Genomic DNA, 15,010 nt, shown 5'->3' with positions numbered 1-15,010 from the left:
CCTTTTCAATACGATGCGATGATAGAAGCTACTCGGAAATTGGTTACAACACCCGTATAAGCTTTAATCCTTAGGCTACCACAGTCGTAACAATTGAAAACCCTTTTTTAGTAAAATTTTAACGAAAAAATGCGGTCTGTAGAGCATTTCTAGCGCTCGAGACCGCATTTTGTCGTTGCTATATCAAAAAACTGAATAAAAAATTAAGTCTTTGTTGGATTTCGCTCTAAAGCGACCTCAAGTACCTCATCAATCCATTTTACAGGCTGAATCGTCAAGTCTTGCTTCACGTTATCAGCGATTTCCTTCAAGTCACGCTCGTTATCTTTTGGAATTAACACATGCTTGATGCCACCGCGATGTGCAGCTAGCAGCTTCTCTTTCAAACCGCCAATCGCCAACACCTCGCCTCGCAGTGTAATCTCACCCGTCATAGCCACTTCTGAGCGCACTGGTATCTTAGTTAACGATGACACTAAGGCGGTCACCATAGCAATACCGGCACTTGGACCGTCTTTAGGCGTCGCCCCTTCAGGCACGTGAACATGGATGTCGCGCTTCTCATGAAAGTCTTCTGCAATGCCTAGCTTATCAGCACGGCTTCTAACCACCGTAAGTGCGGTTTGAATCGACTCTTGCATGACATCGCCAAGCGAACCGGTTGAAGTAATCTTGCCCTTACCTGCAACATTGGTTGCCTCGATAGTCAGCAAGTCACCACCCACTTCTGTCCATGCTAAGCCTGTTACTTGACCAATTTGGTTCGCTTCTTCAGCCTTACCATAGTCAAAGCGCTGCACACCCAAGAAGTCACTTAAGTTATCTTGGTTGATAGTGACTTGCGTAATCGACTTATCCAACAAGATCGTTTTAACCGCTTTACGGCATAACCGCGAAAGTTCACGCTCTAAGTTACGCACACCGGCTTCACGCGTGTAATACCGGATAATGCCTAGAATCGCGCTATCTTCAACGTCAATTTCTTTCTTCTTCAAGCCGTTGCGATCAATTTGCTTAGGCAATAAATGTCGCTTAGCAATATTCAACTTCTCGTCTTCGGTGTAACCCGATAGTCGTATCACTTCCATACGGTCCAACAACGGCGCTGGAATATTCATGCTGTTAGAAGTGGCCACAAACATAACATCAGATAAGTCGTAATCGACTTCCATGTAGTGGTCGTTGAAATTAACGTTTTGCTCAGGATCAAGCACCTCAAGCAATGCCGACGCCGGGTCGCCGCGCATATCAGACGACATTTTGTCGATCTCATCAAGCAAGAATAGCGGGTTACGCACACCCACTTTTGACATCTTTTGAATTAACTTGCCTGGCATGGAACCGATATACGTTCGACGGTGACCACGTATCTCAGCCTCATCGCGCACACCGCCTAGCGCCATACGTACGTACTTACGTCCCGTCGCTTTGGCAATCGATTGACCTAATGATGTTTTACCAACACCCGGTGGACCCACCAAACAAAGAATGGCGCCTTTCACTTTGGATGTGCGTTGTTGAACAGCAAGATACTCAATAATACGTTCTTTGACTTTCTCAAGACCGTAATGGTCTTCATCCAGAATACGTTCAGCATTACCCAAATCTTTCTTAATGCGTGACTTCTTCTTCCACGGTATGGATACCATCCAGTCGATGTAGCCACGGACAACGGTGGCTTCTGCCGACATCGGTGACATCATTTTCAGCTTGGAAAGCTCTGCCTCGACTTTTTCACGAGCCTCTGCAGGCATCTGCGCATCGTCGATTTTTTGCTGTAATTGCTCAAACTCGTCAACGCCACCTTCGCTCTCGCCAAGCTCCTTCTGAATAGCTTTCATTTGCTCATTCAGATAGTACTCGCGCTGGCTTTTTTCCATCTGCTTTTTAACACGGCTACGGATGCGCTTTTCAACTTGCAGAATGTCGATCTCGCTTTCCATCAACGCCATCAGATACTCCAAGCGCTCACGGACATCGGTAATTTCTAAGATATGTTGTTTCTCGGCTAACTTGAGCGGCATATGTGCAGCCATGGTATCAGCCAAACGATCACATTCATCAATTCCAGACAAGGAGGTCAGTACCTCCGGCGGAATTTTTTTATTCAGCTTCACATAGCCTTCAAACTGGTTCATTGCCGAGCGGACCAGTACCTCTTCCTCTTTTTCAGGCAATGACTCAGACGCTAAGTAATGAATACTCGCCTGAAAATAGTCGTCACTGTCTTTGAGTTGATCAAGTTCAGCGCGTTGCTGACCTTCAACTAATACTTTGACGGTACCGTCGGGTAGTTTCAGCAACTGTAAAATACTCGCTACCGTGCCGACACGATAAATGTCCTCTTCCGTAGGCTCATCAACCGATGCATCTTTCTGGGCTGCTAAAAAGACACGTTTATCGCCATCCATTGCAGCCTCTAAACAACGGATAGATTTTTCGCGACCCACGAACAGTGGAATCACCATATGGGGGTAAACCACTACATCACGTAATGGGAGAACAGGCATATCTAGTTGCTCTGTACGTTCTTCGCTCATCAAATTCTCCTGACCTTAGTTCTTTCTCTAATATGTGGTCTATATGGCAAAGTTCAACGGTTTGCATAAAAAAAGGGCCGAAATGGCCCTTTTTGTCAACTTTGGGCAATACACACCCGCTTATTCGCCTGATGCGTGTTTTTCATCCGACTGATTTGAGTAGATTAAAATAGGGTCTGATTCGCCAGCTACCACTGATTCATCCACCACCACTTTAGATACGCCGTCAATCGAAGGAAGATCATACATGGTGCTCAATAATACACCCTCGACAATAGAGCGTAAGCCGCGTGCACCGGTCTTACGGTTCATCGCTTTCTTAGCAATCGCTCGCAAGGCGTCTTCACGAAACTCGAGCTCTACATCTTCCATTTCGAACAATGCGGAGTATTGTTTCGTAAGCGCATTTTTCGGCTCACGCAAAATTTCAACGAGTGCATCTTCATTGAGTTCATCGAGCGTTGCCACGACAGGTAAGCGACCAATAAACTCAGGGATCAAGCCGTAGCGAACTAGATCTTCTGGTTCAACCTGACTGATGATTTCACTTTGCGCCGCACTGTTAGGGCTTTTTACTTGAGCGCCAAAGCCAATGCCTGTTCCAGTCGCTAAACGTTGTTCGATCACGCGCTCAAGCCCAGCAAACGCACCACCGCAAACGAACAAGATTTTCGATGTATCAACTTGCAAAAATTCTTGTTGTGGATGCTTACGCCCGCCTTGTGGAGGTACAGAAGCGACCGTGCCTTCAATTAATTTCAATAACGCTTGCTGCACCCCTTCACCACTCACATCACGTGTAATGGATGGATTTTCAGACTTACGCGAAATTTTATCAATTTCATCAATGTAGACAATACCACGCTCTGCTTTCTCAACGTCATAGTCGCATTTCTGCAGAAGTTTTTGGATAATGTTCTCTACATCTTCGCCCACATAACCTGCTTCCGTTAGCGTGGTCGCGTCCGCCATGGTAAACGGAACATCCAAGAATCGCGCCATTGTCTCAGCAAGGAACGTTTTACCTGAGCCAGTCGGACCAATCAGCAAAATATTACTTTTACCCAGCTCAACGTCATCTTTGCCTTTACCTGCGTTACGCAACCGTTTGTAGTGGTTATAAACCGCCACTGACAATACTTTCTTGGCACGCTCTTGACCGATGACATAATCGTCCAAGTGCTTACGGATTTCTTTGGGCACAGGAAGCTTATCGTGTTCAGGTGCCGCAGCAATATTTTGAATTTCCTCCTTCAAAATATCGTTACATAAATCGACACACTCATCACAAATAAACACTGAAGGCCCAGCGATAAGCTTTTTCACCTCATGCTGACTTTTACCGCAGAATGTACAGTAGAGCGGCTTTTCACCGTCGCCTTGCGTTTTATCGGTCATTCGACTCTCCTACTACTCTTCGCCGCGCTTATTCAATATGCCGTCGACTAAGCCATAATCGACTGCTTCAGGCGCAGTCAAGAAATGGTCGCGATCCGTATCACGCGCCACTTTTTCGTAATCTTGCCCAGTATTTTCAGCTAACATACGGTTTAGACGCTCTTTCAGATCCAATATTTGCTTCGCATGGATCTCGAAATCTGAAGCTTGTCCTTGGAATCCACCAAGCGGTTGATGAATCATCACGCGTGAATTAGGCAAGCAATAGCGTTTACCCTGTGCGCCGCCTGCAAGCAAGAATGCGCCCATGCTGGCTGCTTGACCCATACATACAGTACTCACATCCGGCTTGATAAACCGCATGGTGTCATAAATCGCCATACCCGCAGTAACAACGCCGCCGGGAGAGTTAATATAAAGATAAATGTCTTTATCAGGATTGTCTGATTCCAAAAACAATAATTGGGCAACAATCAAATTAGCCATGTGGTCTTCGACCTGTCCACAGCAAAAAATGACACGCTCTTTCAACAGTCGCGAATAAATATCGTAGGAGCGCTCACCTTTAGAGGTTTGCTCTACAACCATCGGAACGAGCTGTGCCATGGGATCCTGAATATCGTTAGACATGAATGATAAAGCTCCTAATAAGAAAAAGGCTCGTATGAGTTACATACGAGCCATTAAACCAAGCAGTGACGGAGCTCGTCAAGGACTCCGTCGATTTATCCTCGCGGATAGATTATTGCTTAGGGTTCATGATGTCATCGAAGCTCGCTTCTTTCTCTGTCACTTTAGCTTTATCAAGTACAAACTCAACCGCTTGCTCTTCAAGCGCAACATTACGAATCTGTTGCATCATGTCGTTGTTAGACTTGTAATACTCAATGACTTCTTGCGGATCTTCGTAAGCTGAAGCAGCGTTTGCGATAATCGTATCAACACGCTCGTCTTCTGCTTTCATCTCGTTAGTACGAATGACTTCGCCTAACAATAGACCCACTTTCACGCGCTCTTTTGCTTGTTCTTCAAACAATTCAGCAGGTAAATTAGGCATTTGCTCGGCGTTACCACCAAAGCGTTCTGCTGCTTGTTTACGCAATGCATCGATCTCCTGATCGATCATCGCTTTTGGCAATTCGACTTCATTGTGCTCAACGATGCCTTTCAATACTTGCTCTTTAACTTTGCTCTTAACCGTGTTGCTCAGCTCGCGTTCCATATTTTTGCGAACTTCCGCTTTTAATGCATCAACACCGCCTTCTTTCACGCCAAACAAAGCAACAAACTCATCGTTAAGCTCTGGCAGTTCGCGTTCTTCGACTTTCTTAGCCGTAACCGCAAACTGTGCATCTTTACCTTTAAGGTTTTCAGCGTGGTAGTCTTCAGGGAAGGTCACCTCGATGGTTTTCTCTTCACCTGCTTTAATGCCTTTGATCTGATCTTCAAAACCAGGAATCATGCGGCCTTCACCCAGTTCAAGTGCAAAGTCAGACGCCTTACCGCCTTCAAACTCTTCACCATCAATTGAACCCACGAAATCCATGGTTACGCGATCGCCGTCTTTAGACTTACGCTTAACTTCTTTCCAACCCGCGTGTTGCTTGCGCAACGTCTCTAACATGCTATCGACATCAGCATCAGTGACTTCAACAGTGGGTTTTTCAATTTCGATCTTGTCGAGGTTTTTAACCTCAACTTCTGGGTATACTTCAAAAGTTGCAGTGAACTCTAGGTCTTTACCTGGTTCGTTAACTTTAGGCTCGATCGCCGGCGCACCTGCAGGGTTAATTTTTTCCTGCATGATCGCTTCATAGTATTTGCTCTGCATTACGCCAGATGCGGCACGAGAGCGTGCTTCGCGACCAAATAGCTTCTGCAATACGTGTGGAGGAATCTTTCCCTTACGGAAACCATTCACACGGCGGTGACGGTATTCTTCTTTTAATAAACGTTTTACTTCGTTATCAATAACGTCCGCCGGTACCGTAATCGTCACACGACGTTCTAAACCTTGTGTTGTCTCTACAGAAACCTGCATTGCCTTTTTACCTCGGTTTCAATCAGTGAAGTGTTGCTTGCCCTTAAAAGCTTACTCAGTTCACACTAACCAGCTCACACCAGTCGAGTGTAACCCAAGGGACTTTAACGCAAACAACGGCGTTATCCTTTAAAAATGACGCAACATTATAGCGGGTCAGAGGCGAATAGTCGAGAGTGAATTCTGTACTGAACAGCACGAGCTGTAAAACGGAAGTAGTATTTAGGGACGCGATTTTTATCGCAATGCACTAACGATGAAATTACGATTGGTCGGCGAGACTGGATTCGAACCAGCGACCCCTTGGACCCAAACCAAGTGCGCTACCAAACTGCGCTACTCGCCGATTATAATAAGGATTTTGAAGAGAAGAAGTGGGGTGGATGATGGGACTTGAACCCACGACAACCGGAATCACAATCCGGGGCTCTACCAACTGAGCTACACCCACCACTGTATTGAATCTTCATGGCGCGTTCTGGCGCACCCGGCAGGATTCGAACCTGCGACCGACGGCTTAGAAGGCCGTTGCTCTATCCAGCTGAGCTACGGGCGCAATCGAACATTCCTGCTACCCTAATGTCAAAATGGTCGGCGAGACTGGATTCGAACCAGCGACCCCTTGGACCCAAACCAAGTGCGCTACCAAACTGCGCTACTCGCCGTTTTTGACATCTGGTGGTGACAAGCAATGCTGCCTGACAACGGGGGCGAATATTACCCATAAGTTTCCCGTCCGTCAAACTTTTTTTGGCAAACGGCGGTTGTTTGGCTACTTTTGCGCCAAGCTGACCATTATTCCGACAATCAGTGACAATGAACCTAAAATAGCGGTAAACTATGCAGCCATTCAAAGCTTTTTCAATTCCAATTTCATTGACAAGCAAGGGTCCCTATATGCCTGCACAGCTAATTGATGGTAAAGCAATCGCTGCAAACATCAGAGCATCGGTAAAAACACAAATTGACGAACGACTGAGCGCGGGCAAGCGTGCGCCCGGTTTAGCTGTCGTTTTAGTCGGACAAGACCCCGCATCAGAAGTTTATGTGGGTAATAAAAGACGCGCCTGTGAACAAGTCGGTATTCGTTCGTTTGATTATGACATGCCCAGTGATACATCACAGACTGCACTCGAGCAACTAATTGATGAACTCAATGACAACCCCGATGTCGACGGTATTTTGTTACAACTACCCTTGCCTGCTGGCCTTGACGCAACGCCAATTCTCGAACGCATTCACCCGCACAAAGATGTGGATGGCTTTCATCCATACAATGTCGGTCGATTAGCACAACGAATACCCGCTTTGCGTCCGTGTACTCCAAAAGGCATCATCACTTTGCTAGACAGTACACAAATTGATTTACACGGACTCAATGCAGTGGTTGTCGGCGCATCCAATATCGTTGGTCGACCAATGAGCCTTGAACTTTTGTTAGCAGGCGCAACAACCACCGTATGTCATCGCTTCACCAATGACCTAGAAAAACATGTAAGACGTGCCGACATTGTTGTCGTCGCCGTGGGTAAGCCCGAATTTATTCCAGGTGAATGGATCAAAGAAGGCGCAATCGTTATTGATGTAGGCATGAACCGACTGAATGATGGTCGCTTAACAGGTGATGTCGAGTTTGACACGGCTGTACAAAGAGCCGGTTGGATCACACCGGTACCGGGTGGGGTGGGTCCTATGACCGTCGCTTCACTGATTGAAAATACCTTGCAAGCGTGCGTTGAATACCACGACCACACTGAGGCCTAATTAGACGAATTAACGATAACCGCTGAGCATCCGATGCTCGGCGGTTGCTGTTAACGGCCAAAACGGACTTCCTGTGATTTGTTGTGCTAGCTGACATCGTGAAACCTTTGGAGCCAACGCGGCTAACACTTTATCGGCAATCGGTATCTTCAATTCAATGCACCAAGTGACCTCAATTTTTAATGTCGTGGCACTAACGTACGCTTCTTCGTTCTCGGCCGACTGTCTTCTCGCCCAGTAGTGATCAACAGGAATTTCCTCGATCCAGTTCTGCGATTCATTACTATAGCGGCGCTCTTTAAATTGATTAACCATCGCCTCTGTGGGTTGGACGATGTCGATCTCTGAAAACTGCAAACCGTGTAATTGCTGCGCAGCAACTGACTTCAATATATTTTGCCAACTTTCTATGTCTTTATCTTTAGGCGTCAAACTCGCCATGGTGGCCGCCAAGGTCACGCGCATCGGCCGCTTTTCGCCATGGTTGATAGCCCCGACCCGCGCAGCATACTGGCTTGCAACAAACAGTGTTTGCTGTGCCCACCAAAGATAAAGTACTTGCGCCAGCAGTAGCGCAAACAGCAGCATGATTGGCAACACTACAACCGCCTCGACAAGGCTCTGCCCGCGCTGATGACACAGTTTATTAGCGTGTTCCGATAACACGGATAACGACCTCGTTACCTTGCTGTTCAAATGGCAAGGAATGACCCAATAAGAGTGATGGGTCAACGTTCTTTAATTGTGTTCGCATGAGTAATTGTTCGCTGTAAAAGGCATCTGGTAGGAATCGCCATTCAGTAGAAAACGGCCAAGCAGGCACCACGTAACGTCCCTGTCGGGCTAATTGCGCCTCGGTAAGTGCAAAAACACCATAACGTTGGTAGTGGTCACGTTGCGCTTGGATCAGCATGACCAGTTGCTGTTGCCACTGCAGGCGCTTCTGCACCGTGTCTTGCCAGCGCCAGCCGACTAACGATACTTGCCAAAAACTAGCAAGTATCGCCGCCGCCAGCACGACCTCCCAAAGGCTAAATCCTCGTTGATTCATTAGCCTTGGAAAGTCACGGTAAGGGTGCCTGTTGAAAAGCTACTCGAGAAAGCTTGATCCTGATAATCACGCGCGAGTCTATTCCCCTCCTCCTCCGAGGAGATTCCATCAAGGTTTATCGAGTATCGATTTAGATCTCCGACATCTACAGCAATTGTAATATCACCACCCCATGGGTTTTTACCGATACCATCCCCCCAATCGGCAGGAACCGCTCCAATGCTGCTCAACTCGGTCATGCTGATACCGGTAAATTCGCCACTGGCCGGTTTCCACATTTGTGCCCCCGCTTGAAGTGTCGTTATCAGATTCTTCGCTTCCGATACGCGCGCATTTCCAACCGCCCAATCACGCAATACCAAAGTCCCCAATGAGGCTATGGCAATAATGCTCAGCACCGCCAAAACTTCGATAAACGTAAATCCTTGTTCCTTTGAACGCATCCTAATCACTCCTTGAAAAACACTAAATCGATGTCATCACCGCCATCATGGTGCTACCTACAGCACTTAAAAGCATCAGTATCAATGCCGTGATGAGCAAATAGCACAACACAATCCATACCCGTTGCTGATACGCAATACTGCGTTGTATATCAACATAGCTTCGCTGAGCGACACTAACGAGCGCCTCACGTTGCCCATTAAATTGCTGCCGATGGCTAATCCGGAACAGCTGTCTCGGTAACAGTAATCCCGTATCAAGCACTGTAGCTAGGCTCACACGACCTTGTGCTAACCGTTGTTGCATTCGCTTTAAGTGCCAACCTGCGTAAGGCGATGCAACGCGAATTAACACAGCAAAAATAGTATCGAGTGCAACGTGATGATGCATGAGAACAGCGACCAGTCGTGTCAGCCATAACGCATTGATGGCTCGGAATTGGGCAAATAGACCATAGCGTTCAGCCTGCAGACGCTGACGCCCTACCCAGTTGCGTGCCAACCAGCGCCATGCCATGACTAAGCATGTCAATAAGCCAAGTAGCCACCACCAACCGCTGGCAATGATGTTGCCAATATTGATGACCCATTCCACGACTGCTTCTGAAGAGCGCGATTGACTATAACTGAGCAATCGCGGTAAATAATGTGTTGCGGCATAGGCATAAGCCAAAAGAACAGTAAATAAGACCGAAATAGGATAGGCTAATTGTCGATAAAACGCCCAACGTAACCGCTGTAGTTCGACGACAATGTCACGATAGTCATTCAATAGTGGTGTCAAACAGTTGTATTGCTGGCCGATAATAAAGAGCTCTAATAAATCTGGCTTGAGCTCCCCCTTTAACGCGTGCCCAATGGTTTGACCCCGCCGTAAGCCCGCCTGCAATCGTTCCGCTAATTTCTGCTCCGCACGTAGTTTAAAGTAGGCCGCTTGTGTGCGCATCGCCTCAGCCGCTTCTTGCGGTCCACTGCCATCCTCTAACCAGATGCAGTAGTCCTCAACCCACTGCCACTGCCGCTGTCGTCCAATTTTATTCATTTCGCGAGCGGCCCTTCTACCGAGTAATGGTATTCGCGAGGCGTCTCACCCAGTATCTGAGCTGCGCCTCGTTCGGCTAAGCCGCGCCAGCCGCAACGCGTAAGGTGCTCTCGCCAGCCCGCATAATCGTGACTGAGAGCAAATTGACGCGCGACTTGATCAAGCACTAAATATTCAGCGACGAGTGTTGCGGTGCCATCGCGATACAGTAGACGCTGTGCGATGAGCCCTCGCAACACGCCCGGCGTTAACAATTGCTCCATTGCTACCCCCAAATCGCGCAGACGTTCCAACGCAGCCAAAGTGTCAGTTGCGTGCAATGTAGCCGTCACCAAGTGACCAGTTAACGCAGCCGTTATAGCCGCAGCGGCGGTTGACCCATCGCGAATTTCACTCACAGAAATCACGTCTGGATCCTCTCGTAATGCCGTCTTGATGGCTGTCTCAAAACCTTCCTGATGGCGCGTTGAGTCGATCCAACGTTGCTCAACATGAGGTTGTTTCAGTTCAACCGGATCTTCAAACGAAATTATTTTCGCCGACTCACTAAAACGTTGATGAATAGCCGCCAAGGTCGTCGTTTTACCATGCCCCGTTGGACCGACGACGAGCAGCAGGCCACTGCGTTGTGCCAACATACAGTCGACACCTTTGATGATATCAGGCTCAAACCCGAGAGACTCAAGCGTGAGACTGGGCGCCATTGTAGTTGCCAGTAATCGTAAGGTGACCGCAAAGCCATCGCTTAAAGGCGACTTTTGCAAACGTACTTTTATCTCAGATAGATGGTTGCCGTCTTGTCTGAGCGGCACTAACAGGCTCGCACTATCAGTGCTTTGTTCATTGAACACTTGATTGTAGTCATCACTACGCGTATTCAACGCCGCGGCAATGGCTTCGGTCATTGCCTCACGATTACGCTGATGATGGTCCACTAAAACTCCTTTGACTCGATAACAGGTTCGACAGAAGTGTTTACTGAATCGCAAGTGGATATCTGAAGCTCCTTTTGCCAACCCCTCGGCGACGAGGTCGGACAGCAGTTGCTGGGCATGTGTTTGGTCCGTTGTCTCTGTTGGTTGTTCTTGCGGCGGCCGCCCCGTGCGATAAGTCAGTAACGCTGCTCGTATCACGCGAGCATCGGCAAGGGCTAATTGCACCGGTTGCTGCGTGTAATCCCGTAATAGCTTTTCCAGATTCTCTCGTTCCAGTCTTGCTTCCTCAAACACTCGTGCCGAGCAGACTAACAACCCCGACTCTGTTGCTAGCATGGCTTTATCGTCGCAACCCTCGTCGTGCCACTGGTTTAAAAGCATTTCACAATATTGAAAGATAACAGGATGAATCGTACAGCCGTAAAGTGCCTTTGCATCTAAGTGCGGCATCGCATCTAACATTAAAAGCAACTCCCTTGTTTTGCCCAGAACCACTCACCATCGGCATCGCGCAAGCGCCACTCAGACTGAGCAATACGAATACAGTTTTTAGGCGGACGAGGCGCTGCAACAGAGGTCGGTCGTAGCAGTTTTTGCTGCTGCGCAATCTCGACTTGCTTCTTCAACCAGTTCAGTTGTAATTCAGCAAAGGCTAAGTCTCGCTTCTTCTGTTCCATCGCCACTTGCCATGCCTGGTAGGCTTTTAATTCGTTTTTTAATTGTTCGCTCAATGCCAAGGGATCGGTCGTTTGACTCACGACTTGCTGAGCAGTCAGCGGCATTGATAACGGTAGGCAAAAGCTAAATAAGCTCAGCCATTTGGGAGTCCAGCGTCCATTGCACAGACCAATAGCCATGTTGGTACCTCATTGATAATGAAGAAAGAACGAATTGCGGATGGCTGACAAGCCAATCGGCTAATCGTTGCAAGTGTCGATACGACATCATGGAATAGGCTAGGCGCCATTGTGTCGCACTCAACTGAGTCACTTGCGCATCATAAAAAGTAGTTTGATATGCCGCCCACAGTGCGTCAGCGGCGCCTCCAGTGGGAGCAGTTCCTTCACGCTTCTTGCTAGGGAGTATACGCGTTTCAACCTGTGTTTTACTTTGCTGAGAGCCGGTTAATTGGTCGGGTAATTGCCACAATAAACGCAGTGTAGTGCCACTCAAATCAATCTGAACCAAGTGCTGCTTTGCAGCAAAAGGATGACTCATGAGGGACGCTATTTCTGCGATCGCACTGACACTATCTAACTGAAAAAATGCCCTTTCTTCCGTCTCGATTGCCTCAGTGGTGGGGTGATTCAGCACGTAGTACATGCCACCAAGCAGGATGAGCAATAAGCCCAGACTTCCCACCCCTATCTTGATCGCAGTTTCTGAACGTCGTGTCAGTTGCTCGCCGGGGAGCAATTGTAAAAACGTATCCGACCGATACATATCACTACGCTTATCGCCGATCCAAGCCTCGGGCGCAGGCTGTTGAGAGTACCAGCACCAAACCGAGGGGGACGTTAAATCCTTGTGCTGTTCTCTCCATTCAACGACACGTCTCATCAAACCAGCGACGTCTCCTTGTTCAATCGCAACCAAGCGACCGCTTTGCCAAACAACCAGACGAGCAGGCTGAGTATCCGCAATAATCCATCCACAGGATGCGGTTTGTTGCCAGTCAGCACGAAGGCAGAATAAGGGATCGGCGCCCGGTTGTTGACTCATACTTAACCACCACTGCTGCATGAAAAATGCTATCCCGCAAAAGGGATAATTCCATTGCGCAATGATGCCGAGAAGCTGCTTCCTTGATGGCTTCTTGACACCCAGTCTTAATCGAAAGCTATGAGTAACCCACTCACTCATTGTTCACCCCGACAATTCGCGGCGTGATGAGTAAAAGCGTCTCGCTGTTTTCCCGCGATTTTTGCTGTCCGCCCCCCAGTAACCAACTGACCCCTGAACGCGTCCGTCCCGCTTGGACAGTTTGATTACGAAACCCAGTCAAAAGAAGTGTTTCTTCGTGACCCACAAGCGCCTTTAGAAAAAAGTGTTTGCGAGATGTGTGCGGTGTTTGAATCATATTATCGCCTGACTGAACGACGTTCATCCCCTGCAACGCGCTCATTTGCGAAGATAGATGCAAAAGTACATCGCGTTTTAAAATGTTGGGTAATACAAACATTCTAAAACCTGTTGTCAATTTGCCGGGCTTGAGGCGTTGTTGCTGTCCCACATAAGGTGTCGTGCTGACTTCTGATTCAGCCAAGTAAGCTTGCTCTTCCTCGACCAATAACTGCGCCACTTGATGATTTAATGTCAAAATACGCGGATGATGACTGACTTTGACCTGTCCTTGCTCTTGTAACGCTTGCACTAAAATGTCGATGGAATTTCGCGGTCCACTCAACGGGCTTAGAATAAAACGTCCTGCGGCTTGCTGTAACCAATTATCAGAACCACTTTGCGACGTTAACCAAGGCGTGCCTTGACTTGTACGTCGTACACTCGACCAATCCACGGTAAACTGCTCCGAGTCATCGAATCGAACCTCGATCACTTGTACATCGAGTGCTACCTGACGAGTCAGACTCTTGTTCAACTGGTTAATATAGCGATCGACCTGCTTAATCACGCTGGGCGTATCTTTCACAAGTAACGCGCTCGCATTGGCGTTAAGCGCCACATGTCCTTGGTCCGACAGCATGAGTGTTATCGCTTGCTCTAATTCCTTCCACGCCAATGACTGACTTGAGCTGAACCCCAATTGTCCAGCCTGATCGCCGTCTGCTTGTTGGGCGGCCTGTTCATTCAAGGAAAACTGGGTCGTGCCCGCAAGAAAAGCTAAGTCATAACGCTTCACTTGGTAACGTTTCAAATGAACCGCATAGGGCTCGTATTCAACAAATAATTGTTGCCCATTGCTAAGCCAAGCAAGCCACTCACCCACAGTGCCGGAAAATTCACTTGAAATAAGTCGTTGCGCATCGACCTCTGGGTCAACTAAAACAGTGACATTTAACGGCGTAAATACGGTCTGAAGCGCTTGCAGTAGCGGTACTTTTAATAGCTGTGTCTGCAAGGGTTGGCTATACCAAATAGGCTTATCAACCGTGCTTTTAGCAAGCTCTGGCACATAAAACTGCTCACTCTCGATCACCGTATGCGGAGTTTGAGGCGTGAGTTGGTAATCATATTGAGAGGCTAAGTGCTGATGCTGTTGCTCACTGAGTGCATCCGCCTTGGCGATAAGCGCAGCAGGGTCATAGCTACAGGCTACGCAGATCAAACAAACACCCCATGCCAATATCACTCGAGCACAAATCACAGTGGTGATTCCTGATAACGGACCACAGCGCCTTGATTAGCATACAAGACCAGTTGTAGACCAAAAGGCTTAAGTAAGCGGGTAAAAAAAGCCTGCCAAGAATCGGCTTCGAGCAAATAGTCTGTCGGCCATTGATGGTGATGGGACGCCTGCCAATCGACCACTTTAATCGCCAAGTGTTGTTTGAGTAAGCGAATGACTTGTGGTTCGAGTAATCCTGCGCGCACCATCGCTGAGACACCGCGGTTTTGCGATTGCCAATGTAAAGAGGGCTCTACTTGAGCCGGTCCTAGATCGAGTGATAAGCAATCTTGCGCCGAACTAAGGGGAATGATACCCACCGTTAACGTGACAACCAAGGCTTGATATAAACATAATTTTTGCAGGGTCATGACCTTTACTCAGCTAAGTTAAATCATTAACTCAAACTTTATAAAGCGCATAAAAAAGGGGCGATACACCATCGCCCCT

The 15,010-nt window shown here is 47.9% G+C and carries 14 protein-coding genes and 4 tRNA genes; 1 reads left to right on the top strand and 17 read right to left on the bottom strand.

The genetic code is table 11. The features are described 5' to 3' along the window. Nucleotides 1-203 precede the first annotated feature (203 nt). From lon to AWU56_RS02685, 8 genes are all read right to left on the bottom strand, one after another. On the bottom strand, nucleotides 204-2,540 hold the full coding sequence (lon, locus tag AWU56_RS02720; protein ID WP_272977607.1) for an endopeptidase La: 2,337 nt from the start codon (nucleotides 2,538-2,540) through the stop codon (nucleotides 204-206). A 120-nt stretch (nucleotides 2,541-2,660) separates the two neighbouring features. Further along, complete coding sequence (gene clpX, locus AWU56_RS02715; protein WP_006955133.1) at nucleotides 2,661-3,938, bottom strand: ATP-dependent protease ATP-binding subunit ClpX; 1,278 nt, start codon at nucleotides 3,936-3,938, stop codon at nucleotides 2,661-2,663. 12 nt (nucleotides 3,939-3,950) lie between these two features. Then, entirely contained in the window at nucleotides 3,951-4,568 is a 618-nt protein-coding gene (gene clpP, locus AWU56_RS02710) for an ATP-dependent Clp endopeptidase proteolytic subunit ClpP (protein WP_006955134.1), read from the bottom strand. A 112-nt stretch (nucleotides 4,569-4,680) separates the two neighbouring features. Continuing rightward, nucleotides 4,681-5,979, bottom strand: a complete 1,299-nt coding sequence (gene tig / locus AWU56_RS02705) for a trigger factor (protein WP_272977939.1) — start codon at nucleotides 5,977-5,979, stop codon at nucleotides 4,681-4,683. A 269-nt stretch (nucleotides 5,980-6,248) separates the two neighbouring features. After that, a tRNA-Pro gene (locus AWU56_RS02700) sits at nucleotides 6,249-6,325 on the bottom strand. A 29-nt stretch (nucleotides 6,326-6,354) separates the two neighbouring features. Further along, nucleotides 6,355-6,430: transfer RNA gene (locus AWU56_RS02695), tRNA-His, on the bottom strand. Between the two features lie 28 nt (nucleotides 6,431-6,458). Then, a tRNA-Arg gene (locus tag AWU56_RS02690) sits at nucleotides 6,459-6,535 on the bottom strand. A gap of 32 nt (nucleotides 6,536-6,567) precedes the next feature. Next, nucleotides 6,568-6,644 (bottom strand) — tRNA-Pro (locus tag AWU56_RS02685). 232 nt (nucleotides 6,645-6,876) lie between these two features. Between AWU56_RS02685 and folD the strand changes: the two genes are divergently transcribed. After that, nucleotides 6,877-7,743 (top strand): bifunctional methylenetetrahydrofolate dehydrogenase/methenyltetrahydrofolate cyclohydrolase FolD, encoded by an 867-nt coding sequence (folD, locus tag AWU56_RS02680; RefSeq protein ID WP_286681706.1) that lies wholly within the window; start codon nucleotides 6,877-6,879, stop codon nucleotides 7,741-7,743. 9 nt (nucleotides 7,744-7,752) lie between these two features. On the opposite strand, the gene AWU56_RS02675 is transcribed toward folD, so the two are convergent. Genes AWU56_RS02675 through AWU56_RS02635 form a run of 9 tightly spaced genes read right to left on the bottom strand, consistent with a single transcriptional unit; the run spans nucleotide 7,753 to nucleotide 14,931 of the window. Next, entirely contained in the window at nucleotides 7,753-8,409 is a 657-nt protein-coding gene (locus AWU56_RS02675) for a TadE family protein (RefSeq protein ID WP_286681705.1), read from the bottom strand. Continuing rightward, complete coding sequence (locus tag AWU56_RS02670; protein ID WP_286681704.1) at nucleotides 8,390-8,794, bottom strand: hypothetical protein; 405 nt, start codon at nucleotides 8,792-8,794, stop codon at nucleotides 8,390-8,392. The genes AWU56_RS02675 and AWU56_RS02670 overlap by 20 nt, the downstream gene beginning before the upstream one ends. After that, complete coding sequence (locus tag AWU56_RS02665; RefSeq protein ID WP_286681703.1) at nucleotides 8,794-9,237, bottom strand: type II secretion system protein; 444 nt, start codon at nucleotides 9,235-9,237, stop codon at nucleotides 8,794-8,796. Before AWU56_RS02665 ends, AWU56_RS02670 begins: the two co-directional genes overlap by 1 nt. 22 nt (nucleotides 9,238-9,259) lie before the next feature. Further along, nucleotides 9,260-10,279 carry a hypothetical protein gene (locus AWU56_RS02660; RefSeq protein ID WP_006955116.1) on the bottom strand — a complete coding sequence of 340 codons (1,020 nt, stop codon included), beginning with the start codon at nucleotides 10,277-10,279 and terminating at the stop codon, nucleotides 9,260-9,262. Continuing rightward, nucleotides 10,276-11,676, bottom strand: a complete 1,401-nt coding sequence (locus tag AWU56_RS02655) for an ATPase, T2SS/T4P/T4SS family (RefSeq protein WP_286681702.1) — start codon at nucleotides 11,674-11,676, stop codon at nucleotides 10,276-10,278. Before AWU56_RS02655 ends, AWU56_RS02660 begins: the two co-directional genes overlap by 4 nt. Beyond that, a complete protein-coding gene (locus AWU56_RS02650; protein WP_286681701.1) occupies nucleotides 11,676-12,071 on the bottom strand; it encodes a hypothetical protein in 396 nt (131 codons plus the stop codon). The genes AWU56_RS02655 and AWU56_RS02650 overlap by 1 nt, the downstream gene beginning before the upstream one ends. Continuing rightward, nucleotides 12,016-13,077 (bottom strand): hypothetical protein, encoded by a 1,062-nt coding sequence (locus tag AWU56_RS02645; protein WP_286681700.1) that lies wholly within the window; start codon nucleotides 13,075-13,077, stop codon nucleotides 12,016-12,018. Before AWU56_RS02645 ends, AWU56_RS02650 begins: the two co-directional genes overlap by 56 nt. After that, nucleotides 13,070-14,539, bottom strand: coding sequence for a secretin GspD/PilQ domain-containing protein (locus AWU56_RS02640; protein WP_286681699.1), 1,470 nt, complete (start codon nucleotides 14,537-14,539; stop codon nucleotides 13,070-13,072). Before AWU56_RS02640 ends, AWU56_RS02645 begins: the two co-directional genes overlap by 8 nt. Continuing rightward, nucleotides 14,536-14,931 (bottom strand): hypothetical protein, encoded by a 396-nt coding sequence (locus AWU56_RS02635; protein WP_006955121.1) that lies wholly within the window; start codon nucleotides 14,929-14,931, stop codon nucleotides 14,536-14,538. The genes AWU56_RS02640 and AWU56_RS02635 overlap by 4 nt, the downstream gene beginning before the upstream one ends. Nucleotides 14,932-15,010 lie beyond the last annotated feature (79 nt).

Origin of the sequence: Idiomarina sp. T82-3 (assembly GCF_001577655.1) — a bacterium.
Classification (GTDB): domain Bacteria; phylum Pseudomonadota; class Gammaproteobacteria; order Enterobacterales; family Alteromonadaceae; genus Idiomarina; species Idiomarina baltica.
The sequence above is the reverse complement of the archived record's forward strand: the minus strand, read 5'-3'. Positions and strand labels throughout refer to the sequence as shown.